At 64.0% G+C, this 24,488-nt stretch carries 25 protein-coding genes and 1 tRNA gene; 9 read left to right on the top strand and 17 right to left on the bottom strand.

Features of this window, described 5'->3' with window-relative positions:
• Positions 1-35: 35 nt before the first annotated feature.
• From JQ631_RS15160 to JQ631_RS15150, 3 genes are all read right to left on the bottom strand, one after another.
• The gene (locus tag JQ631_RS15160; RefSeq protein ID WP_212327301.1) at positions 36-1,013 is read right to left on the bottom strand and encodes a Bug family tripartite tricarboxylate transporter substrate binding protein; all 978 of its coding nucleotides are present in this window, start codon (positions 1,011-1,013) and stop codon (positions 36-38) included.
• A 22-nt stretch (positions 1,014-1,035) separates the two neighbouring features.
• Positions 1,036-1,818: a histidinol-phosphatase gene (gene hisN, locus JQ631_RS15155; protein ID WP_212327300.1), complete on the bottom strand. Its 783-nt coding sequence runs from the start codon at positions 1,816-1,818 to the stop codon at positions 1,036-1,038.
• 524 nt (positions 1,819-2,342) lie between these two features.
• On the bottom strand, positions 2,343-3,233 hold the full coding sequence (locus tag JQ631_RS15150) for an N-formylglutamate amidohydrolase (protein WP_212327299.1): 891 nt from the start codon (positions 3,231-3,233) through the stop codon (positions 2,343-2,345).
• Positions 3,234-3,559: 326 nt separating this feature from the next.
• Between JQ631_RS15150 and cpdR the strand changes: the two genes are divergently transcribed.
• The 4 genes from cpdR to JQ631_RS15130 all read left to right on the top strand — a co-directional run bounded on the left by cpdR (position 3,560) and on the right by JQ631_RS15130 (position 5,008).
• A complete protein-coding gene (gene cpdR, locus JQ631_RS15145; protein ID WP_007597092.1) occupies positions 3,560-3,919 on the top strand; it encodes a cell cycle two-component system response regulator CpdR in 360 nt (119 codons plus the stop codon).
• Between the two features lie 76 nt (positions 3,920-3,995).
• Positions 3,996-4,070: transfer RNA gene (locus JQ631_RS15140), tRNA-Val, on the top strand.
• A gap of 141 nt (positions 4,071-4,211) precedes the next feature.
• Complete coding sequence (locus JQ631_RS15135) at positions 4,212-4,427, top strand: hypervirulence associated TUDOR domain-containing protein (protein ID WP_212327298.1); 216 nt, start codon at positions 4,212-4,214, stop codon at positions 4,425-4,427.
• Between the two features lie 29 nt (positions 4,428-4,456).
• Entirely contained in the window at positions 4,457-5,008 is a 552-nt protein-coding gene (locus JQ631_RS15130; protein ID WP_212327297.1) for a DUF488 domain-containing protein, read from the top strand.
• 39 nt (positions 5,009-5,047) lie between these two features.
• On the opposite strand, the gene JQ631_RS15125 is transcribed toward JQ631_RS15130, so the two are convergent.
• On the bottom strand, positions 5,048-6,334 hold the full coding sequence (locus JQ631_RS15125; protein ID WP_212327296.1) for a heme-binding protein: 1,287 nt from the start codon (positions 6,332-6,334) through the stop codon (positions 5,048-5,050).
• A gap of 328 nt (positions 6,335-6,662) precedes the next feature.
• Between JQ631_RS15125 and JQ631_RS15120 the strand changes: the two genes are divergently transcribed.
• The gene (locus JQ631_RS15120) at positions 6,663-7,136 is read left to right on the top strand and encodes an L-2-amino-thiazoline-4-carboxylic acid hydrolase (RefSeq protein ID WP_212327295.1); all 474 of its coding nucleotides are present in this window, start codon (positions 6,663-6,665) and stop codon (positions 7,134-7,136) included.
• Between the two features lie 14 nt (positions 7,137-7,150).
• The gene (locus JQ631_RS15115) at positions 7,151-7,393 is read left to right on the top strand and encodes a hypothetical protein (RefSeq protein WP_212328611.1); all 243 of its coding nucleotides are present in this window, start codon (positions 7,151-7,153) and stop codon (positions 7,391-7,393) included.
• An 11-nt stretch (positions 7,394-7,404) separates the two neighbouring features.
• Here JQ631_RS15115 and JQ631_RS15110 read toward each other — a convergent pair whose 3' ends face one another.
• The 5 genes from JQ631_RS15110 to JQ631_RS15090 are packed head-to-tail and all read right to left on the bottom strand — an operon-like array spanning position 7,405 to position 12,064.
• Positions 7,405-8,193 carry a shikimate dehydrogenase family protein gene (locus JQ631_RS15110; protein ID WP_212327293.1) on the bottom strand — a complete coding sequence of 263 codons (789 nt, stop codon included), beginning with the start codon at positions 8,191-8,193 and terminating at the stop codon, positions 7,405-7,407.
• 4 nt (positions 8,194-8,197) lie between these two features.
• Positions 8,198-9,025, bottom strand: coding sequence for a carbohydrate ABC transporter permease (locus JQ631_RS15105; RefSeq protein ID WP_212327291.1), 828 nt, complete (start codon positions 9,023-9,025; stop codon positions 8,198-8,200).
• Positions 9,022-9,918, bottom strand: coding sequence for a carbohydrate ABC transporter permease (locus JQ631_RS15100; protein ID WP_212327289.1), 897 nt, complete (start codon positions 9,916-9,918; stop codon positions 9,022-9,024). Before JQ631_RS15100 ends, JQ631_RS15105 begins: the two co-directional genes overlap by 4 nt.
• Positions 9,915-11,267 (bottom strand): ABC transporter substrate-binding protein, encoded by a 1,353-nt coding sequence (locus JQ631_RS15095; protein WP_212327287.1) that lies wholly within the window; start codon positions 11,265-11,267, stop codon positions 9,915-9,917. Before JQ631_RS15095 ends, JQ631_RS15100 begins: the two co-directional genes overlap by 4 nt.
• A 32-nt stretch (positions 11,268-11,299) precedes the next feature.
• Positions 11,300-12,064 (bottom strand): FadR/GntR family transcriptional regulator, encoded by a 765-nt coding sequence (locus JQ631_RS15090; RefSeq protein ID WP_212327285.1) that lies wholly within the window; start codon positions 12,062-12,064, stop codon positions 11,300-11,302.
• Positions 12,065-12,234: 170 nt separating this feature from the next.
• On the opposite strand from JQ631_RS15090, the gene JQ631_RS15085 reads away from it, so the two are divergent.
• Positions 12,235-13,662: a sulfatase family protein gene (locus JQ631_RS15085; RefSeq protein ID WP_349644982.1), complete on the top strand. Its 1,428-nt coding sequence runs from the start codon at positions 12,235-12,237 to the stop codon at positions 13,660-13,662.
• A 174-nt stretch (positions 13,663-13,836) separates the two neighbouring features.
• Here the strand turns inward: JQ631_RS15085 and JQ631_RS15080 are convergent, their stop codons facing one another.
• The 4 genes from JQ631_RS15080 to JQ631_RS15065 form a co-directional block, all read right to left on the bottom strand.
• Positions 13,837-14,928, bottom strand: a complete 1,092-nt coding sequence (locus tag JQ631_RS15080; RefSeq protein WP_212327283.1) for an enolase C-terminal domain-like protein — start codon at positions 14,926-14,928, stop codon at positions 13,837-13,839.
• Positions 14,929-15,134: 206 nt separating this feature from the next.
• Positions 15,135-16,358, bottom strand: a complete 1,224-nt coding sequence (locus JQ631_RS15075) for an ABC transporter substrate-binding protein (protein ID WP_212328609.1) — start codon at positions 16,356-16,358, stop codon at positions 15,135-15,137.
• Between the two features lie 364 nt (positions 16,359-16,722).
• On the bottom strand, positions 16,723-17,655 hold the full coding sequence (locus JQ631_RS15070) for an alpha/beta hydrolase (protein WP_212328608.1): 933 nt from the start codon (positions 17,653-17,655) through the stop codon (positions 16,723-16,725).
• Positions 17,656-17,792: 137 nt separating this feature from the next.
• The gene (locus JQ631_RS15065) at positions 17,793-18,275 is read right to left on the bottom strand and encodes a hypothetical protein (RefSeq protein WP_212328607.1); all 483 of its coding nucleotides are present in this window, start codon (positions 18,273-18,275) and stop codon (positions 17,793-17,795) included.
• Between the two features lie 333 nt (positions 18,276-18,608).
• Here JQ631_RS15065 and nirK point away from each other — a divergent pair, with 333 nt between their 5' ends.
• The gene (gene nirK / locus JQ631_RS15060) at positions 18,609-20,738 is read left to right on the top strand and encodes a copper-containing nitrite reductase (protein WP_212327281.1); all 2,130 of its coding nucleotides are present in this window, start codon (positions 18,609-18,611) and stop codon (positions 20,736-20,738) included.
• Positions 20,739-20,797: 59 nt separating this feature from the next.
• Here nirK and JQ631_RS15055 read toward each other — a convergent pair whose 3' ends face one another.
• The gene (locus tag JQ631_RS15055) at positions 20,798-21,214 is read right to left on the bottom strand and encodes a DUF3606 domain-containing protein (RefSeq protein ID WP_212327279.1); all 417 of its coding nucleotides are present in this window, start codon (positions 21,212-21,214) and stop codon (positions 20,798-20,800) included.
• Positions 21,215-21,409: 195 nt separating this feature from the next.
• Entirely contained in the window at positions 21,410-21,979 is a 570-nt protein-coding gene (locus JQ631_RS15050; protein ID WP_212328606.1) for an alpha-ketoglutarate-dependent dioxygenase AlkB, read from the bottom strand.
• Positions 21,980-22,058: 79 nt separating this feature from the next.
• On the opposite strand from JQ631_RS15050, the gene JQ631_RS15045 reads away from it, so the two are divergent.
• Positions 22,059-22,199 (top strand): hypothetical protein, encoded by a 141-nt coding sequence (locus tag JQ631_RS15045; protein WP_212327277.1) that lies wholly within the window; start codon positions 22,059-22,061, stop codon positions 22,197-22,199.
• On the opposite strand, the gene JQ631_RS15040 is transcribed toward JQ631_RS15045, so the two are convergent.
• Positions 22,196-23,782, bottom strand: a complete 1,587-nt coding sequence (locus JQ631_RS15040) for an ATP-binding protein (protein WP_212327276.1) — start codon at positions 23,780-23,782, stop codon at positions 22,196-22,198. The genes JQ631_RS15045 and JQ631_RS15040 overlap by 4 nt on opposite strands.
• On the bottom strand, positions 23,779-24,483 hold the full coding sequence (locus JQ631_RS15035; protein ID WP_212327274.1) for a response regulator: 705 nt from the start codon (positions 24,481-24,483) through the stop codon (positions 23,779-23,781). The genes JQ631_RS15040 and JQ631_RS15035 overlap by 4 nt, the downstream gene beginning before the upstream one ends.
• Positions 24,484-24,488: the final 5 nt, after the last annotated feature.

The raw sequence follows: 24,488 nt of genomic DNA, 5'->3' as shown, positions 1-24,488 counted from the left end.
CAAGCCCGGCCATGACGGCGTAGCAACAGCGCTTTCTACTTCGCGGTCTCGACGCCGGCGTCCTTGATCACCTTCGCCCACTTCTTGGTCTCGTCCGCGATGAAGCTGCGAAAATGCTCGGGTTCGTCGCCGACAAGCGTCGCGCCCTGCTGGGCGAGCTTTTCCTTCACCGCGGGATCCGCCATCGCCTTGGTCGCGAGGTCATGCAGCGCGATGACGATCTCCTTCGGCGTGCCCTTGGGCGCGACCATGCCGTACCAGTTCTCGATGCGCAGATCAGGAAAGCCGGCCTCCTTCGTCGTCGGCACATCGGGAGCGGTCGGGGCGCGCTCGGGCGATCCAATTGCGATCGGCTTCAGGGCGCCGGCCTTGACCTGCGGCAGCAGCACCGGGAGATCGAGGAACGTCATCTGCACCTGCTGGCCCAGCAGATCATTCACGGCCGGCGCGGCGCCGCGATAGGGCACGTGGACGATGTCGATCTTCGCCGTCAGCTTGAGCAATTCGCCGGCGAGATGCGGCAGGCTGCCGGGACCGGAGGAGGCGAAGTTGAGTTTTCCCGGCTGCGCCTTGGCGAGCGCAATCAATTCGCCGATGTTCTTGGCAGGCACATTGGTGGCCACGACCAGCATTTCCGGCACGGTCGCAACCAGCGTCACCGGCGTGAGGTCTGTGAGTGTGTCGTAGGCGACCTTCTCCATGCTCGGGCTGATCGCGAGCGCGCCGGCGGAGGAGATGGCAATTGTGTAGCCGTCGGGCGTGGCCTTGGCCACCGCGTCGGTGCCGAGCACGCCGCCCTGGCCGCCGCGATTGTCAATCACCACCGGCTGCCCTGATAGTTCCGACATGCGCTGGCCGATCACGCGGGCGATGATGTCGTTCGGGCCGCCGGCCGGGAACGGCACGATCAACTTGATCGGCTTTGCGGGGAAATTCTGCGCGGCCGCCAGCGACGGCAGCAGCAGGAGCCATCCAAGGAACAATCGAACAAGCGGCCTGCGTGCGATGGTCATGCAAGCCTCCCGCTCGCGTTTGTTATTGGTTGAGCAGCTTGAGTGCTTCTTCGTGAACTCTTGCGTCGCCGGCAGCGACGATGCGGCCGCCGCCCTGGGCCGGCTTGCCTTCCCAAGTGGTCACGACACCGCCGGCGCCGGTCACGATCGGGATCAAGGCTGCGATGTCGTAGGGTTTCAGCTCGGTCTCGACCACGAGATCGACGTGGCCGGCCGCCAGCATGCAATAGGAATAGCAATCGCCGCCATAGCGCGACAGGCGCGCGCCCTGTTCGATCCGGCCGAAAATGGCGCGGTCGCGCTCGTTCATCAACAATGGGGAGGTGGTGTAGGTCGTCGCCTCCGATAGCGTGGCGCAGCGGCGGACCTGGAGCCGGCGCTCGCCGGATGGGCCCTTATAGTTGGCCGAGCCGTTGTCGCCGGAAAAGCGCTCGCCGATGAAGGGCTGATGCATCATGCCGTAGACGGGCGTGCCCTTGTGCAGCAGCGCGATCAGCGTGCCCCAGATCGGAAAGCCGCCGATGAAGGATTTTGTGCCGTCGATGGGGTCGAGCACCCAGACATAGTCGGCGTCCTCGCGCTCATTGCCGAATTCCTCGCCGACGATGCCGTGTTGGGGGAAGCTGGCCTTGATCAGCCGCCGCATCACCGCCTCAGCTGCGCGGTCGGCTTCCGTCACCGGATCGAAATCCTTGGTCTTGCTCTTGTCGTCGATCGATAGCGAGGTCCGGAAGAATGGCAGGATGGTTTCGCCGGACGCGGTGGCGAGCCGTCCGATGAAGGCTGAGAAGTCGATCACCGTCACGGCGCATCCTCAAAACGAAAGTCGGGTGAAGCTCATATCTGCCTAGCTCAATTCGCCTCTCGCGTGCAGCGCTGTCTTGATTTGCACCCTGGTATTTTGGATCCGGTGACCAATTGCCCCAAGCGAGCCATCTGCTGACCAAATATCGATCACAGTGTTGAGAACTTAGTTCCGCATATGTCTTGTTTGTATGCAAATGACTATCAACCCATTGAAATAGCTTATCAAAGGAACTGAATCCGGATTTCGCCGGAAGCAATTGAGCCATGTGTTTTTGCATGGGAAACGGCTCAAAAGCCCTTGCGCTTTGTGCGTCGCGGCCGCATATTGTTGCGGTGCGGTAGCGCTCTGCGTTACCGCTGCCCTCCTTGGGCGTTTCCTCCCTAGACTTGGGCCGCTTCTTCATTAGAAGCGGCCCTTTTTTCTTGGGGTCTCTGGTTTCAGTTTGGCGCGTATACGCTTGCGAAGCGAAAACGCATTCGCGCAATTCGCAGACGAGACGATCGTTCGCGAGAAAGTCGAGTCTATTCCGCTGCCGCCTGGAACGGGCCGAGATCGCCGAACGGGATCGTGGTCGCCAAGATATCAGCGAGGACGCCGAAGTCGCTCGCCACCTGCGCAAAGCGCGGGCCGCGCTCGCGGCGGCGCTCGTCCATGTAGATCGCGCGGTTGAGTTCGAGTTGCACGGCGTGCAGGCCGCTCGCCGGGTTGCCGTAATGCTCGGTGATGAAGCCACCGGCATAGGGCTTGTTGCGGCCGATCGAATAGCCGAGTCCGGTCATGGTCTCCTCGACCCGGTCGGGCAGCAATGGCGTGCAGCTCGTGCCGTAGCGGTCGCCGATCACGATATCGGGCCGGCGCGGCTCGTCTCTGCTGACGCCGACCGACGGCATCGAATGGCAGTCGACCAGCACCACGGTGCCGAACATCTGGTGCACCTTGTTGATCAGCCGGCGCAGCGCCCGATGATAGGGCTTGTACAGCGTTTCGATCCGCGCCAGCGCGTCGTCGACCGCGATGCGGTCGCGATAGATCTCCTGGCCGTCTCCGACCACGCGCGGAATGGTGCCAAGCCCGCCCGCAACCCGCATCGAGCGCGTATTGGCAAAGCTCGGCAGCCGGCCGGCGAACATCCGGGGATCGAGTTCATAGGGCTCGCGATTGACGTCGACAAAGGAGCGGGGAAAGTTGACCCGCACGGTCGGAAAGCCGCGATCGCTCAAATGGCCGATCAACTCGTCCATGAAGGAATCTTCGGACCGCCGAAGTTGCGGCAGGTCGATCCGCGATGCGCTCAGGAATTCGTCCGGATAGGTCGAGCCGGAATGGGGCGAGTTGAAGATAACAGGCGCGCGCCACTCGGCGGGCTCCACGATCTCGAAGGCTGGCGACGCGTCGCCGTCAAACCGGGTCATCTTCTAAGGCTTCGTCCCTTCACGCCGCACGATCCAGCATGGTTTCGGATCGAGTGATTCGGCCGATCGAGCGGCTCTTATGTGTCGTCATTGTCCGGAATCGCAACCATTCTGCCAAGCGAAAAGATGTGATTGGCGCTGGAACACGTCTTAACCGTGCGGGCAGGCAGGCGGGGATCAGTGATTGCGGCGGAATTGATTCGTAGCCCATTCCGGTTCACAACACCCCGGCAGCGCGAGCCCGGGGTTAAGATTTTCACCCCAAATTTACCCTCTATCGGGCTTAGTGACCTCTGCATATCCTCTGGGGATTCGACGTTCCTGCCATGCCAAAGATCCTGCTCGCCGAAGACGACAACGACATGCGCCGTTTCCTGGTCAAGGCGCTCGAAAACGCCGGTTTTCAGGTCTCGTCCCATGACAATGGCATGGCCGCCTATCAGCGGTTGCGCGAAGAGCCGTTCGAGATGCTGCTCACCGACATCGTGATGCCGGAGATGGACGGTATCGAGCTCGCCCGCCGGGCCTCGGAACTCGATCCCGACATCAAGATCATGTTCATCACCGGCTTCGCTGCGGTCGCCCTGAACTCGGATTCGGACGCTCCCAAAAACGCCAAGGTGCTGTCGAAGCCCGTTCACCTGCGCGAATTGGTGAGCGAAGTGAACAAGATGCTGGCGGCCTAAATCCGCCGCGTTCCGTCCTTGCGCCGGGTCCCTTGAGCCGTTATAGGGACCCCCACCCGACGTAAGTGGACTTTTAGGGCACGTAGCTCAGCGGGAGAGCACTACCTTGACATGGTAGGGGTCACAGGTTCGATCCCTGTCGTGCCCACCACGCTTCGCCTTCGGCTTCGCGTGGCACAGCCTCGGAACTCACGGCGAAGCGTATCCGGCGTGGCGCAAAGCGCGTAGACGGACTGGCGTATCATCCTCCGCTCCACTGGAACACGCCTCCACGCTCCGGCATTGTTCCCGCATGCCCCAACCCTTCCGCCGCGGTGATCACGTCAGCTGGAATTCCGAGGCCGGCCGCGTCCGCGGCCATATCCTGCGCGTCCACACCAGGGACGTCGACTACAAGGGCCACACTCACCACGCGACGACGGACGATCCGCAATACGAGATCAAGAGCGACAAGACCGATCACGTCGCCATGCACAAGGGCAAGGCGCTGCGGCGGCTCAAAAGCTGAGCGGCGCAGGCGAGCCGACGAGGCATTCCATGGCTCATCCCTTCTTCACGATCGGTCACGCGACACGTTCGATCGAGGAATTCGTTGAGCTCTCGCGCGGCAGCGCGGTCACCTTCGTGGCCGATGTTCGCACCGTGCCCCGCTCGCGCACCAACCCGCAATACAATCGCGAGACCTTACCGCAAACGCTCGCTGCCGTTTCGATCGGCTACGAGCACATCGCTTCACTCGGCGGCCTGCGCAGCCGCAAACGCGAGGTGCCGCGCGAGGCCAACGCTTTCTGGCAGAACGACAGCTTTCACAACTACGCCGACCACGCCATGGGCGCTGCGTTTCACGATGGCCTCGCCCATTTGCGTGAACTCGGGCAGGCGCGGCGCTGCGCCATCATGTGTGCGGAGACAGTGTGGTGGCGGTGTCACCGGCGGATCATCACGGATTACCTGCTCGCCGCCGGTGAGACGGTGTTTCACATTCTCGGCCCCGGACACGTCGACGGAGCCACGATGAATCCGGCTGCACACATCCTGCCCGACGGCCGGCTCGATTACCCCGCGCAGGAGCAACCCGGCACCTCGTGACGAGATGCGAGCGGCCGGTGCCGCCCGTCACAGCCCCACTCACGTCAGCGGCAGCAAATGCTCCGGGATCGGCACCGGTGCGGCCGGCACCAGTGAGGCGACGGACACGTGCGGCCAGGTCAGTCCGTTGAAATCCAGCATCACCTTCTGCGAGTACTGGATCTGCGTCGTCGCCACGCGCACGCGGCCGCCGGCAAATCCCTTGCCCGGCACGCAGGGAAGCGTGGCGACGAAGCTCGGCACCAGCGGCACCGTGCTCCTCTGCAACGGCTGGAGGATGATCGGCGGTTCGCCCGACGCGATGCGCGGCACGTCGATGTCGTAGATCACGGTCTCGATCCAGAACGCGGCATCCATCTGGAATGCGTTGGCATTGGCGCCATTGCCGCCCGGGGGTGGCACGGGCACGCCCTGGAGGAATGCGATGTTCGCGATGCCGCCGGCGATATCAGGCGCCTGCGGATGTGGTCCTGGCGACGGAACGGCCGGCAGGGGACCGCCTGAGAGCGGCGAGCCGGGCCTGGTCGAGGTCTCGATGATGATGGTCTGGCTGATGGTCTGATGCGCGATCTGGTTGCGCAGCACCGTGTTCGGATCGGTGATCATGGCCTGCGTCAGCTTGCCGGAGGCGATCAGCGCGGTGAGGTCCTGCGGCAGCCTGCGTGTCGTCTTGTTGGCAGCGGTCTGATTCTGGAACGTGAACCTGTTGGCCGGATTGCCGCCGAAGAAGGGCGTGATGTCGATCGCTGCGATGGTCGGCTTGCCGGCGATCGTCGGCAGGGCGGCGCCTTGCGCCGTGATCGTCGTGCCGTGCGGGATCGAGGCCATGCGCGCGACGGTGAACGGTTCGTGCGGATTGGTGGTCGCCGGCACCGCAAGCCAGATGCCGGGCTCGAAGTGAATGCCGACGGGCGTTCCCGTGGTGACGTCGTTGATGGTCTGGAGATACGGCACGCCGTTGAGGAAGGCGTCTGCCTGCGGCCCCGAGCCGCGATTGGGGATCGAGCCGAGATTGTTCGAGAACGACAGCGTCTCGTCGGTGAGGTTCAGCTCCAGCACATTGTCGGGCGGGTCGGTGGTGTTGATCGGCCCCGGCATCTGGGTCGGCGTCGTCGCGCTGTCGGGCCTGAAGATCGTGTTGAACCCCTGGCCCGTGAACGTGCCGGTGAAGGCTGACAGCGGACCCAGCGTGGGCGGCAGGGAGACCGGCACGGCAGCGGGGACGGCCGCAGCGCCCGCGGCGGCCCTGAACACGCTATCGACCTGGTGGATGGCGAAATTCGCGGTCTTGTTGAAGGCGCTGGTGAGCGGTTTGGGTTCGTCCACGGGGCGTTCCTCTCGATGCTGCAAGCGCGAGGCGGCCGTCGCATCGCCGAATTCGGCGAGGCGTCGGAATTTTTCGAAACTGATCGCGATCTCTTGGGGCGCGCGTCCGGCGCCGGGATCGTTTGGCTCACCCTGCGCGGAGGGACTCCAACTCAGTGTCCACGAATGAAATAATCGGGAAATAGATACGGGGTCGTGCGCCCCGTTCGTCTTGGTTACATCTTCAGTATGATACAACCTGAGGGGAGCTTCAAGTGTGTTTCATTTCACAGCCGACGGAGCCGCAGATCGGGCGCGCATCGCGACTCCGCAGACGAGAAGGCCGCTCATGAGCATATCCGTCATCGAACAGGCCAGGATCCAGGCACAGGTTCTGGTGCCGCTGGTCAAAGCGCTCCAGGCCGAGCTCGGCGAGGCGCGTGCGAACGCGCTGGTGCGCAAGGCGCTCGGTGATCTCTACCGCCGCTTCGGCGAGGAGTTCTGGAAGGCCAAGAATGAGAGCGATCTCGGCAAGGCCGTCGCGTCGGCGTTCAAGACCTATGCGCGCGACGGCGCGCTTGAATACGACGTGATCGAGCAGACGCAGGACGCATTCGCGTTCGACGTCAAGCGATGTGCGTACGCCGAGTTCTACAAGGCGCTGGGCGAGCCCGAGCTTGGCTTCCTCATGGTCTGCACCGCCGACTTTGCGACCGCGGCAGGGTTCGGCCCGGACATCAGGCTCATGCGCACGCAGACCATCATGCAAGGCGCCGATCATTGCGATTTTCGCTACCGCCGTGATACGGATGGAGCGCGATGAGGGGAATGCGGATGATGCGGACGATTTGTCTTAGTTTGGCGATCTCGGCGCTGATGGCATCAAGCGCTGGTGCTGCGATCATCGACTGGCAGGCCGAGTTGCAGCGCTGCCGCGAGCTCCGCGGGAGCGTGGCGCCGCTGCTTCAGGCCGGCGAAGGCATATCCGCCGTCGGCCGTTCCAACAGATCCGTCCGTCGCTGCATCTGGATCCAGCGCATGGCGGTACGCAAGAAAATCCCCGGCGCGGAGAATTGGTAGGCGGGACTGTCTCAGTCGCCCCGCCAGAACGCCGTTTGCAGCGGCAGTTGCTGCCGGATCATCGCGACACCGTCGAGGACCTTCAGCCCGCGGGCTGCACAGGCTTCCATGAAGCCGGTGCGCCGGGCAGCGATGATGTCGAACACCGCGCAATCCTTCGGGAGTTTCGCCGGGTCCATCGGCAGTGCATCGGTCGCCTTCAGGCCGAGCGAGGTCGCATTCACGCAGAGTCCGGCATCGTCGAAGCGCGCCTCGAGGTCGATGTCGAGATCAGGAAATTGTCCGCGCAGCTTTGCGGCGAGCGTCTCGACCGGACCGGGAACCTCGTTGAGGATGCGCAGCCGCTTCAAACCGCCTGCCGCCAGCCCATGGCAGATCGCGCGGCCGGCGCCGCCCGCGCCGATCACGACCGTGCGGCGATCGGGGTCGAAGATGCCGGCCTCGCGCGCGGCGTTCAGGAAGCCTTCGCCATCGAAGGACTCGCCGACGAGCTTTCCGCCCGCCTCGATGCGGATCGTGTTGACCACGCCCTCAAACGCGGCGGCAGGTCCGACCTCGTCGCAGAGCTCGAACGCATCAGGCTTGTGCGGGATGGTCAGATTGAAGCCGGCGGTGCTCGGCGACTTCGCCAGGGTACGGATGGTCTCGGCGAGATGCTTCGGCGCGACCTCCATCGCCGTCATGTGCCAGTCGAGGCCCTGCTCCCAAAAATAGGGCGTGTAGTAGCGCGGCGCGGCGACATGACCGGCCGGATGGGCGAAGATGAAGACGGTGCGCGAGGCGCCGGTCGGGAACTTCATGGTATCAGCCTTTGACGGCGCCCGCCGTGAGTCCTGAGACGAGATAGCGGCGCACTGCGAGCGAGAAGATCAGCACGGGCGCCATCACCAGTGAGCCGCCGGCGGCGATCTTACCCCATTCCCAGCCCTCGTAGTTCATGAAGTTGACGACGGCCACCGGTGCGGTGCGCGCATTGGTGCGGGTCAGGATCAGCGCGAAGAAGAAATCGTTCCAGGCGTAGAGGAAGCACAGGATCGCGGTCGCGGCGATGCCGGGCGTCACCATCGGCAGCACGATCTTGGTGAACACGGTGCGCGTCCGCGCGCCGTCGACGAGGGCCGCTTCTTCCAGCGACAAAGGGATCGTGTCGAAGAACGGCTGCATCATCCAGATCACCAGCGGCAGGTTGAAGCTGGTATAGACCAGCACGAGGCCGGTGATGGTGTCGAGCAGCCCGATCCAGCGATAGAACAGGAAGAAGGGGATCGTGAACGCGATCGGCGGCGCCATGCGCGTCACCAGGATCGCGAAGCTCAAGCCGTGCTTGCCGCGGCCGGACCAGCGCGAGAGCGCATAGGCCGCCGGCACCCCGAACAGCAGCGCCAGCGCGGTCGAGAGCGAGGCGCTGAGAAGGCTGTTGACGAAGGACGCCGAGAACGCGCTGTGCCAGAGCGCGATGTAATTCTCCAGCGTCGGCGTGAAGATCAGCGGCGGCGGGAATTGCAGGATCTGGTCGTTGGTCTTGAAGCTCATCTGCAGCAGCCACAGGAACGGCGACAGCAGGATGAGCAGCGTGACCGTGATCGCGATCAGCCGGCCAGGCGTGGCCTTGCGCAGGGAGGATTCGTTCATGCCAGCGCCTCCTTGCGGCGGCCCATCCAGACCAATCCCAGGCTGATGCCGCAGACCAGGAGCAGCATCACCACGGTGACCGCGCTGGAATAGCCGATCTCGTTAGTGTCGAAGGCGAGCAGATACGCATAGTAGTTCGTGACTTCGGTGAGGGTGCCGGGTCCGCCGCCGGTCAAGAGGAAGATCAGCGGGAATGCCTTCACGCTGTCGATCAGGCGGAACATGCCTGAGATGACCAGGATCGGCGTGATGAATGGCAGCGTCACGTACCAGAAGATCTGCAGCTTGTTGGCGCCGTCGACGAGGGCGGCTTCCGAATATTCGTCCGGGATGGTCTGCAGCGCCGCCAGCACCATCAGGAAGGTGAAGGGCAGCCACTCCCAGGTGTCGGCGATGATGATCGAGGTCAGCGCGAAATCCACATTCGATGTCAGCGCCGGTAGCGTGAAGTGCAGCGCCTGGGCTGCGTAATAGAGCGGGCTGATGTCGGGCGCGTAGATCAGCTTCCAGATCACCGCAACCACGATCGGGGGCAGCACCATCGGGATCAAAAAGAAGGTGCGCGCGAATTCGACGAAACGCGACGGCACGTTGAGAAGCAGCGCCAGCAGCGTGCCGAGCAGTACCTGGAACAGCACGCTCGCGACCGACAGCTTGGCCTGCACGACCAGCGAGTTGACGAAGCGGGGATCGCCGGGCAGCAGGCTGTAGTTGCGGAACGGCTCGCTGAAATCGGTGGCCGAGCCCGGCGTCGTCAACTGGAACGGCGTCAGGCTCGTCACGACGAGATAGATCGCCGGCAGCACGGCGACCGCGAACAGCACGATCAGGCTTGGTGTGAGCGCCCAGGCAATGAACCTGCGGCGCTCAACGTCAATTCCGCTCTCGCTCAAAGCTTCGTCCCGGCGCGGCGGAGTGCGGCGATGGCCTGGTCCTGGGCCGCGTTCATCGCGTCCTTGGCCGGCAGCTGGCCGGTGGCAACCTGTTCGAACGCCTTGTTGAGGATGTCGCCGACGATCGGAAACTCCTTGGTCGTCCGATAGGCCATGTAGTTGTCGCCCTTGCCCGGCATCTCGAGCACCTCGAGATACAGCGCGCCGAGGTCCTGGCCGTTCACCGTGTTGAGCTTGCGATAATCGTCGCTGGTGATGATCGAGCGGCGGCAGATCGAGGAGTGGCCGTGCTCCTTGACCAGCCTCATCGAGATTTCCTTGCTGAGCGCCCATTTGATGAACTCCCACGCCGCCTTCTTGTTCTTGGCGTTCTTGGGGATGCCGATGCCCTGGCTGTTCGAGGCCGGATAGTCGTGCACGGGGCCTGCGGGCGACCGCACCACGCGCGAGGTCTCCTTCACCTTGCTCTCCTCGGAGAGCAGGATCGGCGTCACCCAGGCGCTGGAATGGATGAAGATGTTGGCGCGGCCGGTGAGCATCGCCTGACGCGCCTGGTCTTCGGTGTAGGTCAGAACGCCAGTCGGCGCGCTCTTCAGGAGCTTCGCATAGAACTCGACGCCCTGGATCGCTTCGGGTGTATTCAGCGCCGGCATCGGATCGCCGGGCGGATTACGGAAGACGTTGCCGCCAAAGCCCTGGATGTAGGGCGGCAGATTCCAGTTGTGCAGGAACCACGACACCAGGCCGCTGACGCCATCGGTGCCGTTGATCTCGGCGCACACGTGCTGGAGCTCGTCGAAGGTCTTGGGGATTTTCAACCCCTTCTTCTCCATCAGATCCATGCGCGACAGACCCATCAGCATCGCGCCGCCTTCCCAGGCGAAGCCGTAGGTGCCGCCCTTGGGATCGCGATAGGTCACCTGCGCGCCGTCGACGAAGTCCTTGGGATTCCATTCGGCCGGCGTCAGATTGGCGTCGCCCGTGAATTCGTCGAGATTGGCGAGCAGGCCGGCGGCGATCCAGCGCGTCGCCAGCGTGAAGGTGACGTTGACGAAATCATAGGCCGAGCCGCCCGAGGACAGTTCGAGGTTGGCCTGCTGGTTGTAGACGGGCAGGGACGAGAGCTGGAGGTCGACCTTCATGCCGGTCTTTTCCTCGAACTCGGGGATGTACTTCTGCAGCAGCGTGAAGAAGCGATGCTGGAACGAGGCGCCGTGCAGCGTCACGCCGGCAAACGGCTTGGTCTGTGCGATCAGCGGCGCCGGGAATGCGGCCAGTGCTGCGCCTGCGGCGCTCGCCTTGAGCAGTGTGCGGCGGTTGATCGAGCTCACGCGCGATGCGGTCTTCATTTGTCTCTCCCTCTACTCGTGGTTTGCAGGTTTCAACGCGCCCGTCTGGTGCGGACGTTCTCGTCCTCGACGTCTTTCTTCTTCTGGCGCGACATCGCCGAGACGATGTTCTGTTCGGTGAGATCCATCAGCTTGTGCATGGCCTGGCGCGCGCCGTCGGCATTGCGCGCCCAGATCTCGTCGAGCACGGCGCGGTGATAGGGTAGGCTCTTGCGCGGTGCGCCCGGATTGGTGCTCGACAGGTCGAACGACATCCGTAGCGCGGCCGCGACCGTCGCGCCGAATGCGATCAGGAAATCATTGCCGGTGGCGATGAGAATGCCGCGGTGGAATTGCAAGTCCGGCTCGGCATAGGCGACGCGGTCCATGCCGGCGGCATCCATGCCGCGATAGGCGCGCTCGATCCGCGCAAAGTCCTCGTCGGTGCCGCGCACCGCGCAGATCGCGCAGGCTTCCGGCTCGACGATGCGGCGGACTTCCAGGATCTGCTTGGCGAACTCCTGCGTCGGCAGCGCCGACAGGGTCCAGTTCAGCAGCTCTTCGTCGAGCATGTTCCAGTCGAACCGCGCCCGCACATGCGTGCCGGCCTTCTGCTTCGAGGCGATCAGCCCCTTGGCCTTGAGCAGCGACAGCGCCTCCCGGATCGAGGCGCGGCTGACATTGAAGCGGGACGCGAGCTCGATCTCGCGCGGCAAGGTCGTGCCCTCGCGCCAGACGCCGGTCAGGATCATCCGCGCCACTTCACGGGCGACATGGGCGCTCGACTGCTGGCTGTCCTTGCTGGGAGATTTTGCCACGGTGATCCCGGATTCGTGGAATAAAATGTCTGATTTATTGCGGATGAGGACAGGAATTCGCACTGAATTGCGCTTCCGATCGCAGATAATCAAATCCGGACTGGTTTGACAAGAATTATTATGTCAGACATATTTTCTATTGACTCAACGCCGCGCAGGACAAAACAACCGTGACAAAGCCCCACATCATCCTGGTCATGACCGACCAGCAACGTTTCGACACGATCGCGGCGACGGGCCACCCCTACATGAAGACGCCGAATCTCGACCGCCTGGTGCGCGAGGGCGTCTATTTCGACAATTGCTTCATCAACGCGCCGAGCTGCGTGCCCTCGCGCGCCGCGCTGTTTTCCGGCCTCTATCCGCACGCCTCGGGCGTGCTCAGGAACGGGCAGCACTGGCAGAAGACCTGGGTGAGCAATCTCGGCGACGCCGGCTATCACTGCGTCAATGTCGGCAAGATGCACACCATCCCCTATGACGCGAAGGCCGGCTTTCACGAACGCTTCGTGGTCGAGAACAAGGATCGCTTCCTCGAAGGACGCTGGTTTGCCGACGAGCTGGACAAGGCCTTCGCCGCGCACAAGCTGACCAAGCCGTCGCGCGCCGGCTATCGCAGCCTGCCCGATTATGGCGACCGCATGGGCGCGTTCACCTGGGACATGCCGAAATCGCTGCATCCGGACATCTTCGTCGCCGAGACCGCGATGTGGTGGCTTGAAACACGGCCCAAGCCCGAGGCGCTGTTCATGCAGATCGGCCTGCCTGGTCCGCATCCGCCCTACGATCCCCTGCCGGAATATCTGGAGCACTATCTCGCCCGCAACGACCTGCCGGTGCCGCAGCCGACCGAAGCCGAGATCGAGGGATTGCCGGCCTACCTGAAGGAGAAGCGCCGCCACGACACCGAGGTCGACCACGACGCCGTGTCATGGAAGCTCGCGCCCACGCATGAAGAGATGCGCCGCCTGCGCGCGCATTACTATGCCAACGTCACCATGATCGACGAGCAGATCGGCCGGCTGATCGAGGTGCTCGACAACAAGGGTTATCTCGACAATTGCGTCGTCATCTTCATGTCGGACCATGGCGACAATCTCGGCGAGCATGGCCTCAGTCAGAAATGGTCGATGTATGAGCCCGTCACCCGCATTCCGCTGCTGTTCTGGTCGCCGGGCCTGTTCTCCGACGGACGCCGCATCCGCGAGAAGTGCCAGCTGTTCGATCTCGCGCCCACCATTCTCGATCTCGCCGGCGCGGAGCATCCCAAGCCGTTCCAGGCCCGCAGCCTGCTGCCGGCGCTGAAGGGCGAGGACTGGACCGGCCGTGACTTCGTCTTCAGCGAGCAGGCCGGCGACGTCGCCATGACCGGCGCGCGGCTGATCACCATGGTGCGGGATAACAGGTGGAAGGTCGTGTTCATCCACGGTGCCGAGGACGGGCAGTTGTTCGATCTCGCGACCGACCCGCTCGAGCAGCACAATCTCTGGGGCATCCCCGAGCACGCCGGCGAGGTGGGCCGTCTCAAGGACGCCTTCATCGACTGGCGGCAGAACAGCCTGCTGGAGACGATGGACCTCAACGCCGCGGCGCGGTGAGGGCGCTTACCACGGGAGGTCGTCATGCCCGGGCAAAAGCGCGAAGCGCCTCTTCGCGCGAGATGTCCCGGGCATCCACGTTGTCCCGCAAGTTAAGACCTGGATGGCCGGGTCAAGCCCGGCCATGACGATGCGGAGGGTTTGGGGCGAAGCAACTAGCTCGCGCCTTCACAATCACCCAACCAGATATTTCTTCACCGCCGCCTCGTCCCATTCAATCCCGTTGCCCGGCTCCTCGGCCGGCAGCGCAAACCCATCCTTGATCTTCAGTCGTGTTGCCAGCACTGCGTCCGCCCAATCGACATATTCCAGCCAATGCCCAGTCGGCGTCACGCAGAGCAGGTGCGCGCTCACTTCCGAGAACAGATGCGTCGACATCTCGATGCCGGCGGCATGCGCGAGCGCGGCGGCCCGGAGCCAGCCGGTGACGCCGCCGATGCGCTGCACGTCGGGCATCACGTAGTCGCAGGCTTCCGCTGCCAGCGCGGATTGCATCGAAAACGCGCTGTCGAAATTCTCGCCGATCTGGACCGGTGTGCGCAGCGCGTCCGCAATGCGCGCATTGCCCGCATAGTCGTCGTGGCGGATCGGCTCCTCGATCCAGCTCAGCCCCTCGTCGTCGAGCATCTCGCCGCGGCGAATGGCTTCCGTCACCGTCAGCGCCTGGTTGTAGTCGCACATCAGCGTGACCTCGTCGCCGACAGCCTTGCGTACCGCGCGAACCACGGCGAGATCGTCGCGCGCATCGGGACGACCGAGGCGGATCTTGGCGGCGTGAAAGCCCTCGGCCAGCAGCTTGTGGGCTTCCTCCACCGCAGCGCCCGCGGGCATGATGCCGAGCCCCTTCGAATTGTAGGCCTTCACCGGTTTTGGTGCGCCGCCGAGCAGTCGCGCCAGCGGCAGGCCGCGGGCTCGCGCCAGCGCATCCCACGCCGCCATGTCGATGCCGGATTGCGCCAGTCGTTGCAGGCCGGCGAGGCCGAGCAGCGTGAAACGCTGGGTCAGCTTGCGTTCGATCTCGAACGGCAGCAGCTCGTCGCCGGCAAGCAGCTCTGACATTTCCGTGACCATCGCGGTCAGCGGCTTCAGGGCCGACGGCGTGATCGTGAATAGATAGGCATGCCCCACGGCGCCCTGGTTGGTCTCGCAGTCGATCAGCACCAGCGGCGCCTTTGCCACCGCGCCGGTCGAGGTCTTCAGCGGCAAGTTCATCGGCGCGATCACGGGGCGCGCGTTGAAGCGCTTGATGCGGATGGTGTCGTTCATGGGATCTCCCGGCGGGACAAATGCATGTTCACGCGCGATCATAAACATTCGTCATGAAACGAAAAGCGTCTGTCGCGACCCGTCGCCTCGCTGAAGCCAACGTGACCGTGCGAACCTGCATAACCGCTTTTCTGCGCGCGCGAGTCCGCCGTAGCCTTGGCGACAGCGGGGGAGGCTGGCTTAGCAAATGGTGCTGATGAGAACGCTCACCGCGCCGCGCCCTCCGTGAACGCGGTCTCGATCACCGCCCCAAACGGCTGCCACGAGCGCCCATCGAACTGCACCAGCCGCATCTGCCTGATCGGCAGGTAGCTGTCGGCCGAGGTGTTCATCCGGATATTGGGCAGCGCGACCGACGGGTGATAATCCTTCAGTGACGCCGCCTGGCGCATGATGTTCTCGCGCGAAAGGTCGTCGCCACATTGCCTCAGCACCTTGGTCAACGCTTCTGCCGCGGCGTAGCCGTAGAGTGCGGCGCTGTTGTTGGTGCTTTCGACCCTGTGGTACCTGTCCATAAAGGCGAACCAGTCCTTCATGGACGGATCGTCCTTCCAGGCGGGATCGCTCGGATCCTTCAGGAAGGCCGCCGAGATCACGCCGACCGAATTCTCCAGCCCCGCAGGCGCCATCGCATTGGCGATCGAGGCGGAGGCATCGTTGACGATGAAGACCGGGTGCCAGTTCAGCGCCGCCGCGAGCTGGATCACCTTGGACGCGGTCGAGGGCACGCCGAGAAAGACGAAGATATCCGCGCCCGCACGCTTCAGGATCGAGACGTGCCCCTCGAGATGCTCGTCCGAGATGTCGAAGGCGACGTCGACGAGGACCTGACGGTTCAGGTCGCCGAGCCCTTCCTGAATGCCCTTGTAGAGCATGCGGCCGAACTGGTCATTCTGCCAGAGCACGACGATCTTCTTGCGGGGATAATAGGCCTGGATGTAGTTGGCGTAGATGCGCCCCTCCGAGCGGAACGGCGGTTGCCAGCCCATGGTCCAGGGAAATGCCTTGGCCTGGCTGAGCTCCTCGTCGCCGGAGGCGACGAACAGCTGCGGGATTTTCTTCTCGTTCAGGTACCAGCGCGTGGCGATATTGCCTGGCGTGCCGAACGACCCGAACATCAGATGCACGTCGTCTTTCTCGACGAGATCGCGGGTCAGGTTCAGCGCGGCGGCGGGATCGGAATTATCGTCGCGGGTGATGAAGCGGATTTTGCGGCCATTGATGCCGCCGCGATCGTTGACCATGTCGAAATAGGCGGCCTCGGCCTTGCCGATCGCGCCGAACTCCGACAGCGGCCCCGAATAGGGCACGATGTTGCCGATGCGGATTTCCTTGTCTGGCGTCGGCTGATCCGCACGCTGCTCCGACATCGCCCCCAGTGAAGCGAGCGCGGCGATCGAAACGAACAGCAGTCTCCCGATGACGCCCATGCTCGATACCTTGTCGTTGGCCCCCGGAAAGGACGGCTCGATCTGCATCAAGGCGAGTTGATCTACGTCAAGCGTTTGGCAATCCTGTGGCTGCGCATTGAGGCGGCGCATGGCCGCCCGACGGAAACGGCAGACGTATTGACGGGCTATTGGAGAGAATCCCCGAGCGGTAGCCCTCTCCCTAACCCTCCCCCGCAAGGGGGAGGGAACAGACCTTCCTTGGGGTGAGTGACTCGATCCGACAGCGCGCGAGGAATGAGCCAGCAGTGTAGCCCCGCACTCCGCTGCGCTCCCTCCCCCTTGCGGGGGAGGGCGGGGAGAGGGGTGGCCCAGCAAATAGTGCGAGTGGTTGCCCGCGAAGCCTCTACGGCAGCCCGCGCGCCTCCAACTGATGCACCAGCAACAGCGTCGGCTCGGCAAGACTGTCGCCGGAGCCGTCGAGCCCGAACGCGGCCGCGATGCCGTCATGGCTGCGCAGCAGCGTGGTGCGCGGGCAGTGGCCGGCGCCGCAAAGGGTCTTCTTCAGCGTCTCGCCCTGGGCGACCAGGTTCGGGGGATCGTTCGTGGCCCAGGCGAGCAGGATCGGTGCGTCGACATTGAGGATGCCGGGAAACACCGAGCGCTTGTCATATTGAGCGGTGTCGGTGCCGAAATAGGCCTTCTCGCTGTCTCCAGCGTCCTTGCCGGCGCGGTAGATGCCGGACACCAGCACCACGGCGGCGACATCGGCGCGGTCGGCCTGGAGTTCGGGATGCGCCAGGAGGCTCGCGACATGGAAGGCGCCGGCGCCGTAGCCGACCGCGACGATCTCGCGGGCGTCACCATTGAACAGGTCGATATTGCCGTGGATCCAGGACAGCGCCGCCGCCACGTCGGTTGAACCCATTGGCCAGGTGGCGACCGGCGCCAGCCGATAGCTTACACGCACGCCGATCATGCCGTTGCGCGCGGCAAAGCACATCGCCTCGTCCTGGATGTCGCGGGACAGCTCCGGTGCGCCGCGGTCTCCGGTGAACGTGTCGCCCGCCACGAACAGCAGCACCGGCCGCGGCGTGTCTGCCTTAGTGGTCTCGCTGGTCGCGACGTCGAGCACATTGGCCTCGTTGTCGCCATAGCGCAGGCCGCGCGCGAAGGTGACCTGCTCGCAGAGCCGTGCGACGCCGCCGGCGGTGGTGTCGTTATCGGTAAGGCCTGCCAGGACCAGATCGGACGGGGCGGTCGGTCGCGCCGGCACGGGGCCATGCGCGGAGGCTGCCGTCACGGTCAGAGCAAGCAAAAATGCGAGATATCTCTTCATGATCATGGGTGCCGGCCTTGTGCGCTCCATATTGGAGCGCCGGTTTGGCCTGTCTTTTCAATTCGCCTTGTGACGTGGTGTTGTTGGTTCTTGTTGCGGCGATTTCGCGGCACCTGGGGTGGTCTGTCGATTTCAGTTCAATTTGCCGGCTGGAACGTGCAATCCGCCCCGCTGCCGTCCTTCTGCCTGATGGCGTTGGGATCGATCGTGCAACTCAGCTTGCTCAGGCTTTCGAAGTTCGATCCCGCCGCGCCATCGGGCGGAATGCCCGCCAGGGCCTCGGTTGTGAAGATCTCGTTGGCCGTGGAGCCGTTCACCGTCTTGACCTTCTTGCCGAAGGTGACCTCGCAGTTGCGTAACGTGATGTCGACATTGCTGGTACGGCAGACGATTCTGTCCGCGGTCACCACGACCGGCTTCTTGTAGGGAATGTCGGCGTTGGCGGCGAACAGCATCGCCACCGCCTTCTTCTCGGCGCCCGAGAGGATCGGCGACAGCGGTGCGATCACGCCCGCGAGCGCCAGCGCGGTCGAGCCCGAGACTTTTGCGGGCGTGGCGGAGGCAGCCGCGACATGAGTGGCGCCGGCCACAAGCATGGCACCGGCGAGGCAGGCCGACATCGAAAGCTTCATGGTTGTCTCTCTGGTCACGGCTTCGCAGCCGCGGGGCGCGCTGAGCCTATGACAGATGTCCCATCCGGGGGAAGGCACCATTCGCGGCTTCTGTGAAGGGGCCGGTCAAGACGACAGGAGCGCACTGGAGCTTGATCCAGATCAAATACAAAAAGTTCGCAGCGCCCGATGGTTCGTGCGGCCGGAGCTGGCTTCAGCAGGTGGCGTGCTGTCGCGAGTGCTTGGACAGTGTTGAACGACTGAGGGACGAATCTATCCCACGACGCATCGGCCGGTGGCGGACTGCTTGCGCCGACAGCCGGCCCAATAGGGGCGAGTGACATGGCGCGATGGATTCGGGAGATTTTTCAGCAATGGGGGGTTCTGATCGTCGGCCTTGCAGTCATTGCGGTCGTGATCGGTGTCGCCGCCATGTTCCAGTCGGTCCCGGCGCCGCCGGCGCCAGTTGCGGTCGCCGCTGCCAGGCAGGATGACAAGCCCAAGCCGGCGGCCTCGCATGCCCCGGCCGCAACGCCGGACAGCAAGCAAGCCTCCGACGCAAAGGCCAAGGTTGCTGCTGCTGCTCCCGCGGCGCGGACGGACCAGACGTCTGCGGCTGCGCCTGCACCACTGCCGGCTCCGGTGCCGTCACCGGTTCATACGGCTCAAATGGCGCCGCCGGCTGCACCGATGGTGCACGATCACGCACCGGCACCGCCGGCCAGCGCAAAGGTCATACCCGCCGCGGTGTCTCAGCCCGCGATGACAGGCGATGTCGCAGAAGGTCGCCAGGTGTTCAGGAAGTGCCAGGCCTGCCATTCGCTCGATGCAGGCAAGAACGGGGTTGGGCCTTCGCTCGCCAGGATCGTCGGCGAGAAGGCTGGCGATGCGCCGGGATATAATTTCTCGCCCGCCATGAAGGCCAGCAACCTGGTCTGGGATGCGGCGACGCTGGATGCCTATCTCACCGATCCGCAAAAGGTCGTGCCCGGCAACAAGATGCCGTTTCCTGGATTGAAGACGGAGCGCGAACGCAACGCCGTGATCGCTTTGCTGACCCAAACCTCGAAATCGGGCGGGGCGGCGGCCACGCCTGCACCGGCAGGGCAGAATGCGCAGGCCCCGGTGTCGCCGACGAACGAACCGGTACCTTCGGCCTCGGCGGCGGTTCCGGGAGCAAGCTATCTGCCGGGATTGCGCTACACGCTCCGCACCGGAATCGCGGAAGGTCGCATGGTGTTCATCGGTGTCGGTGGCACGATCGACGAGCAGGTCAACCCCGTGCTGTCCGCAGCCGAAGGCCAGGTCGTTCAGGTGACGCTGATCAACGGCGAGGGCGCCGAGCATGACGTCGTTTTTGACAATCAGGGGCCTGCAGGAAGCTCGGCGCACATCGTCGGGAAGGGCGCGAGCACCAGCATCGCGTTTCCCGCCGCCAAGGCCGGCGACTACGCGTATTTCTGCAGCGTGCCCGGACACCGTCTCTCGGGCATGGAAGGAAAATTCCTGGTGACGCCTCAGCCACCGCCGCAGACCGTGGTGGAGGCCGATATTTCGCAGAAACCAAGTGACGTGCCGCCGCCGGTCGGCAATCGAGCTCCCCAGACCGTGCGCGTCGACCTCGTCACCGTCGAACTCGAAGCGCGTCTCGCGGAGGGGACCACGTTTGGTTACTGGACCTTCAATGGAAAGGTCCCGGGTCCAATGCTGCGTGTGCGGGTCGGCGACACGGTCGAGGTGCACCTGAAAAACTCCGACAGCAGCTCGATGCTGCACTCGGTCGATTTCCACGCGGCCACCGGTCCGGGCGGCGGCGCCGCCTCGACCCAGACCAATCCGGGCGACGAGAAGAGCTTCAGGTTCAAGGCGCTGACCCCGGGCCTGTTCGTCTATCACTGCGCCACGCCGATGGTGGCCCACCACATCGCCAACGGCATGTACGGGATGATCCTGGTCGAACCGGAGGGCGGTCTGCCGCCGGTCGATCACGAATATTACGTGATGCAGGGAGAGATCTACACCGATGGGGCATTCGGCCAGCACGGCAGCCAGGAGTTCAACGTCGAGAAGCTGCTGAACGAACGTCCGGAATACTTTGTGTTCAACGGATCGGTCGGCGCATTGTCCACCTTCCATCCGCTTCAGGCGAAGGTGGGCGAGACCGTCCGCATCTTCTTTGGCGTCGGTGGTCCGAACTTCACCTCCTCATTTCATGTGATCGGAGAGATCTTCGACAAGGTCTATAACCTCGGCGGCGCGACCAGCGAGCCGTTGCGGGGTATCCAGACCGTATCGGTTCCTGCGGGCGGCGCTGTCATCACCGAGTTCAAGGTCGACTATCCCGGCAACTACACCCTCGTTGACCACGCACTGGCGCGGGCCGAGCGGGGGCTCGCGGGCATCCTGCATGTCGAAGGACAGCCAAACACGGAAATTTTCGACGGCAAGGTGGAGCCCGGCATGGGGCATTGATGCGGATCAGGCCACCCGGCCGTTGAACGGCCGGGTGCGCTCGCCGGGAGAGCGGCGTCTCAGGCGGCTTTCTTGCGCGCAGCGACCTTCCTGGTGGCCTTCTTCGTCGTCTTTTTGGCCTTTTTCTTCTTCGCTGCCTTCTGTGCCGCGAGATAGGCCTCGACCTTCCTGGAGGAATGGCCGGCGGCCCCCACGACGAGCCTCAGCTTGGCCGGCGTGATCTTGAATTTCTTCGACCAGTAGCGGACCTCGTACGGCTCGCTGAGCGCGATCCGGCTCTTGTCGGCGGCGCGGTGCTTCTGCAGCTTGATGTATTCCTCGACCTTCCGCGCGGAGTGGCCGACCTTCTTGACGGCGTATTTCAGCTTGGCCGGAGTGATCTTGAATTTCTTCGACCAGTAGGCGACTTCATACTTCTCGGTGAGCGCAATCAGGGCGCGATCGGCTCCGCCTCGCTTTGCCTTGTTGTCGGCCATGCTTCCCTCCTGCCGGAACGGTGTGCGGCCAATCTAGCATGCAAGGTGATTTGGAACGCAAGGTGCCATCCGCGCGCCGATTGCGCGGAGCGGGCGTTTTGCACCGCTGTGTCAGACTGATGTCGCGCGCCACCCCGCCTCAAGCGTGATAGGGCGTTCTACTGTGCATGGGGTTGTTTTCGCGGTTTTGGTTGGTCAGGTCCGCTTCATCGTCCGGAAGGTGATGGAATAGCGGCGCGCCTCGACCGGCGGGATGCTGTGCTCCCATTGCGATCGCGCCTCGCCGTCCATCAGGTAGAGCGAGCGCGGCAGGGCTTCGAGCGTGTGGCGCTGCCATGTGTCGCCGCTGCGGCGGCGGAAGCGGAATTTGCAGGCCGAACCCAGCGACAGGCCGAAGACCTTGTCGAAGTGCGGCTTGTCGCGATGCCAGCCGATGCCGACGCCGGCGTCATATTCAGTGCAAAGCACCTGCCGCACGCTGCCATCGGTCAGGCCGGCCCATGCCTCGGCCTGTCGCGCGATGGGCTGCACCCAGTCCGGGATCGCACCGGCCTCGGCCAGCCGCTGCTGCGCATAGTCGTATCGATAGCCGAACCACGCCACCCGGCGGTTGCCCTCGAAGGCGCCGAACTGGAAGCGTTGAAGCGGCAATGCTGCGATGCGGCCGATCAGCTCCTGCTCGGTGGCAGCATCGATAAAATTGTCAGTATGGCGAAGGCCCGCAGGGCCGGCCTCCGGTTCGGCGAACAAACCAAGCTGCGTCATTCCTCGCATTTCCGTGATGGAACCTAATTGCGGGTGCTGCGACTTATCTATGACGCGGGGAGAAATGTGCGAGGCTGTCATGGCAGAGAAGCATTCCGCCGATCCGGCAGAGATCATGCGGGCGACCGGTCATCCTGAGCTGGAATACGCCGCCGGCTGGACCATCGCCGGTCTTGTCACCATCGGCACCATCGTCGCCGCCTGGGTGTTTGCGATCTAGGCCGCTGGAAACTGAAGCTCGAAGGCCACGCCGGCGGCGGTCGGCTTGAGCCTGATCGAGCCGCCGTGGCTCGCCATCACCGCACGTGCAATTGCGAGCCCCATGCCGGTGCCGCCTTGGTCGCGCCGGGTCGTGAAGAACGCGTCAAAGATCCTGTCGCGGTTCGGCGCGGAAATCGGCTCGCCGTCATTGCTCACGGTCAGTCTCAAGGTCGTCCGCTCGTCCACTGCCTCCAGCCTGATGATCCCTGCCTTGTGCCGCATCGCGTTGTCAGCGAGATGCGACAGCACGATCAGCGCCTTCTCGCCGGACATGCCGATCACCCGATCGAGGCTGCCGCTGGCCTCGATGGCGCTGGCCGGAAACAGGCTCCTGAGGTCGGCGATGACGGGCGCAAGCTCGGTGCGCTCGTTCTGTGGCAGGCTTTCGGCACGGGCGAGCTCGCGCAGCCGCTGCTCCATCGCCTCCAGCCGCTGGGTGTCGGAGAGGATGTTGGCGATGAACGTCCGTTGCTCTGATGGCGTCAGGCCTTCCGGCTTGCCTTGAAAGGAATCCTGCAACAGCTCGGCCGCGCCCTTGATCGAGGTCAGCGGCGATTTCAGCTCGTGGGTGAGATGGGCCGAGAATGTCGCGATATAGTCGGAGCGCCTTGCGAGCTGCTCGGCCATGCCGAGAAAACTGTGCGAGAGCTGGGCGAACTCGCGCGTGCCGTAGTGCCGCAGCGGCTGGAACGCCTCGCGATCGCCGCGGCCGATTCTGGTGGCGCGCTCGATCAGTTCGCGCATCGGCAGCGTGATGGTGCGGGAGAACACGAGCCCAATCGCGACCGTGCCGAGGATCACGGCAAGCCCGGCCAGCACGAACTTGGCCCGCTCCTGGTAGAGATGGTCAAAGATGTTGTTTGGTGTCCGCGTGGTGTAGATCACGCCTGCGACGCGGTTGTTGACGATGACGGGCATCGCCGAGAACACGTGCACGCCAAGCCCGCGGCTGAAGGAATAGATCGGCGGTGGCGGCTTGTCCGGCACGCGGTTGCGCAAGGTCGCGCGATACTGCCCATGCAGTGCGTCGGCCACCTCCTCGATATGAGCCAGCGACTGCCCGACCTCCTGCCGCCCGGCGATCACCACGCCCTGCGGATCGAGGATGCGAAAGCCGGCCAGCGTTACCTTCTGCGTCTCGCGGATGATCGGCGTCAGTCTTGCGCCAATCTCGACATAGGCTGTTTGTGCCGGCTGGGCCGCAGGCAACGCATCCGGCCGCCGCCGCAGGAGATCGTTGGCAGTGAGGTCGAGCGCGGGCCGAATCGGCGTGAACTGGTCGCCGGGATCGGGCAGCACGCCGGGCGCTACCTCGGCGCCGAGCGTCAGGCCGCTGTCGAGCCTTGCCGTGACCTCCTGCGCGTAGATCGTCGCCAGCACGCGGCTCTGCGCGATCAGCTCGGCCTGGGTCTGCCGGATCAGCTGATTGTCGTAGAGGCGGAAGAAGAACAGGCCGACCAGCGGCAGCACGGCGACGGTGGCCAGCACCGCGAAGATTACCAGTCCGAGCGACGGCCGCCATTTGTCTGGTGCGGCGCTCATGCCGCTTTCTCGCAACGGCCGAGCTTGAAGCCGACGCCGTGGATGGTCTCGATCACGTTCTCGCAATTTTGCGCCGCGAGCTTGGCGCGGATGTTGCGGATGTGACTGTCGATGGTGCGGTCGGAGACCTGGATGTTGAGCTGATAGGCCGCCCGCATCAGTTGCTCGCGGTTGAATACCGAGGTCGGGCGGGTGAGGAACGCGCGCAGAATTCCGAACTCGATCGCGGTCAGTTTCAGCGGCGTGCCGGCGAAGGCTGCGACATGCTGTTCGGGATCGATCAGCAAGCCGCCTTGCGCCAGCGCGCCCGGCCCGGCCTTGGCCTCGCCATTGCGGGGGACGAGCCGACGCAGGATGACATTGACCCTCGCCACCAGCTCGCGCGGGCTGAACGGCTTTGTGACGTAGTCGTCGCCGCCGATCTCGAGGCCGAGAATGCGGTCGATCTCATCGTCCCGGGCCGACAGAAACAGGATGGGGACGTCGGACGTCTTGCGGATCTCGCGGCAGACATCGAGGCCGTCGAACTCGGGCATGCCGATGTCGAGCACGATCAGATCAGGCTTGTCGGCGGCAAAGCGGCTGAGCGCCTCCTTGCCGTCGCGCGCCTCGATGACGTCCATGCCGGCCTTCTTCAGCGCAACGCGGATGACTTCGCGGATGTGGCCCTCGTCGTCGACGATGAGAATGCGATGCGCCAAGACTC

It is taken from the genome of Bradyrhizobium manausense (assembly GCF_018131105.1).
Classification (GTDB): domain Bacteria; phylum Pseudomonadota; class Alphaproteobacteria; order Rhizobiales; family Xanthobacteraceae; genus Bradyrhizobium; species Bradyrhizobium manausense_B.
The sequence above is the reverse complement of the archived record's forward strand: the minus strand, read 5'-3'. Positions and strand labels throughout refer to the sequence as shown.

Excerpts from the sequence above, each read along its gene's own strand:
- cpdR (WP_007597092.1), top strand. The coding sequence starts at position 3,560 with ATGCCAAAGATCCTGCTCGCCGAAGACGACAACGACATGCGCCGTTTC.
- JQ631_RS15040 (WP_212327276.1), bottom strand. The coding sequence starts at position 23,782 with ATGAGCGCCGCACCAGACAAATGGCGGCCGTCGCTCGGACTGGTAATC.
- JQ631_RS15055 (WP_212327279.1), bottom strand. The coding sequence starts at position 21,214 with ATGGCCGACAACAAGGCAAAGCGAGGCGGAGCCGATCGCGCCCTGATT.
- JQ631_RS15070 (WP_212328608.1), bottom strand. The coding sequence starts at position 17,655 with ATGAAGAGATATCTCGCATTTTTGCTTGCTCTGACCGTGACGGCAGCC.
- JQ631_RS15135 (WP_212327298.1), top strand. The coding sequence starts at position 4,212 with ATGCCCCAACCCTTCCGCCGCGGTGATCACGTCAGCTGGAATTCCGAG.
- JQ631_RS15105 (WP_212327291.1), bottom strand. The coding sequence starts at position 9,025 with ATGAACGAATCCTCCCTGCGCAAGGCCACGCCTGGCCGGCTGATCGCG.
- JQ631_RS15050 (WP_212328606.1), bottom strand. The coding sequence starts at position 21,979 with ATGACGCAGCTTGGTTTGTTCGCCGAACCGGAGGCCGGCCCTGCGGGC.
- JQ631_RS15065 (WP_212328607.1), bottom strand. The coding sequence starts at position 18,275 with ATGTCGGCCTGCCTCGCCGGTGCCATGCTTGTGGCCGGCGCCACTCAT.
- JQ631_RS15115 (WP_212328611.1), top strand. The coding sequence starts at position 7,151 with ATGCGGACGATTTGTCTTAGTTTGGCGATCTCGGCGCTGATGGCATCA.
- JQ631_RS15095 (WP_212327287.1), bottom strand. The coding sequence starts at position 11,267 with ATGAAGACCGCATCGCGCGTGAGCTCGATCAACCGCCGCACACTGCTC.
- JQ631_RS15130 (WP_212327297.1), top strand. The coding sequence starts at position 4,457 with ATGGCTCATCCCTTCTTCACGATCGGTCACGCGACACGTTCGATCGAG.
- JQ631_RS15160 (WP_212327301.1), bottom strand. The coding sequence starts at position 1,013 with ATGACCATCGCACGCAGGCCGCTTGTTCGATTGTTCCTTGGATGGCTC.
- JQ631_RS15075 (WP_212328609.1), bottom strand. The coding sequence starts at position 16,358 with ATGGGCGTCATCGGGAGACTGCTGTTCGTTTCGATCGCCGCGCTCGCT.
- JQ631_RS15150 (WP_212327299.1), bottom strand. The coding sequence starts at position 3,233 with ATGACCCGGTTTGACGGCGACGCGTCGCCAGCCTTCGAGATCGTGGAG.
- JQ631_RS15080 (WP_212327283.1), bottom strand. The coding sequence starts at position 14,928 with ATGAACGACACCATCCGCATCAAGCGCTTCAACGCGCGCCCCGTGATC.
- nirK (WP_212327281.1), top strand. The coding sequence starts at position 18,609 with ATGGCGCGATGGATTCGGGAGATTTTTCAGCAATGGGGGGTTCTGATC.
- JQ631_RS15120 (WP_212327295.1), top strand. The coding sequence starts at position 6,663 with ATGAGCATATCCGTCATCGAACAGGCCAGGATCCAGGCACAGGTTCTG.
- JQ631_RS15045 (WP_212327277.1), top strand. The coding sequence starts at position 22,059 with ATGGCAGAGAAGCATTCCGCCGATCCGGCAGAGATCATGCGGGCGACC.
- JQ631_RS15110 (WP_212327293.1), bottom strand. The coding sequence starts at position 8,193 with ATGAAGTTCCCGACCGGCGCCTCGCGCACCGTCTTCATCTTCGCCCAT.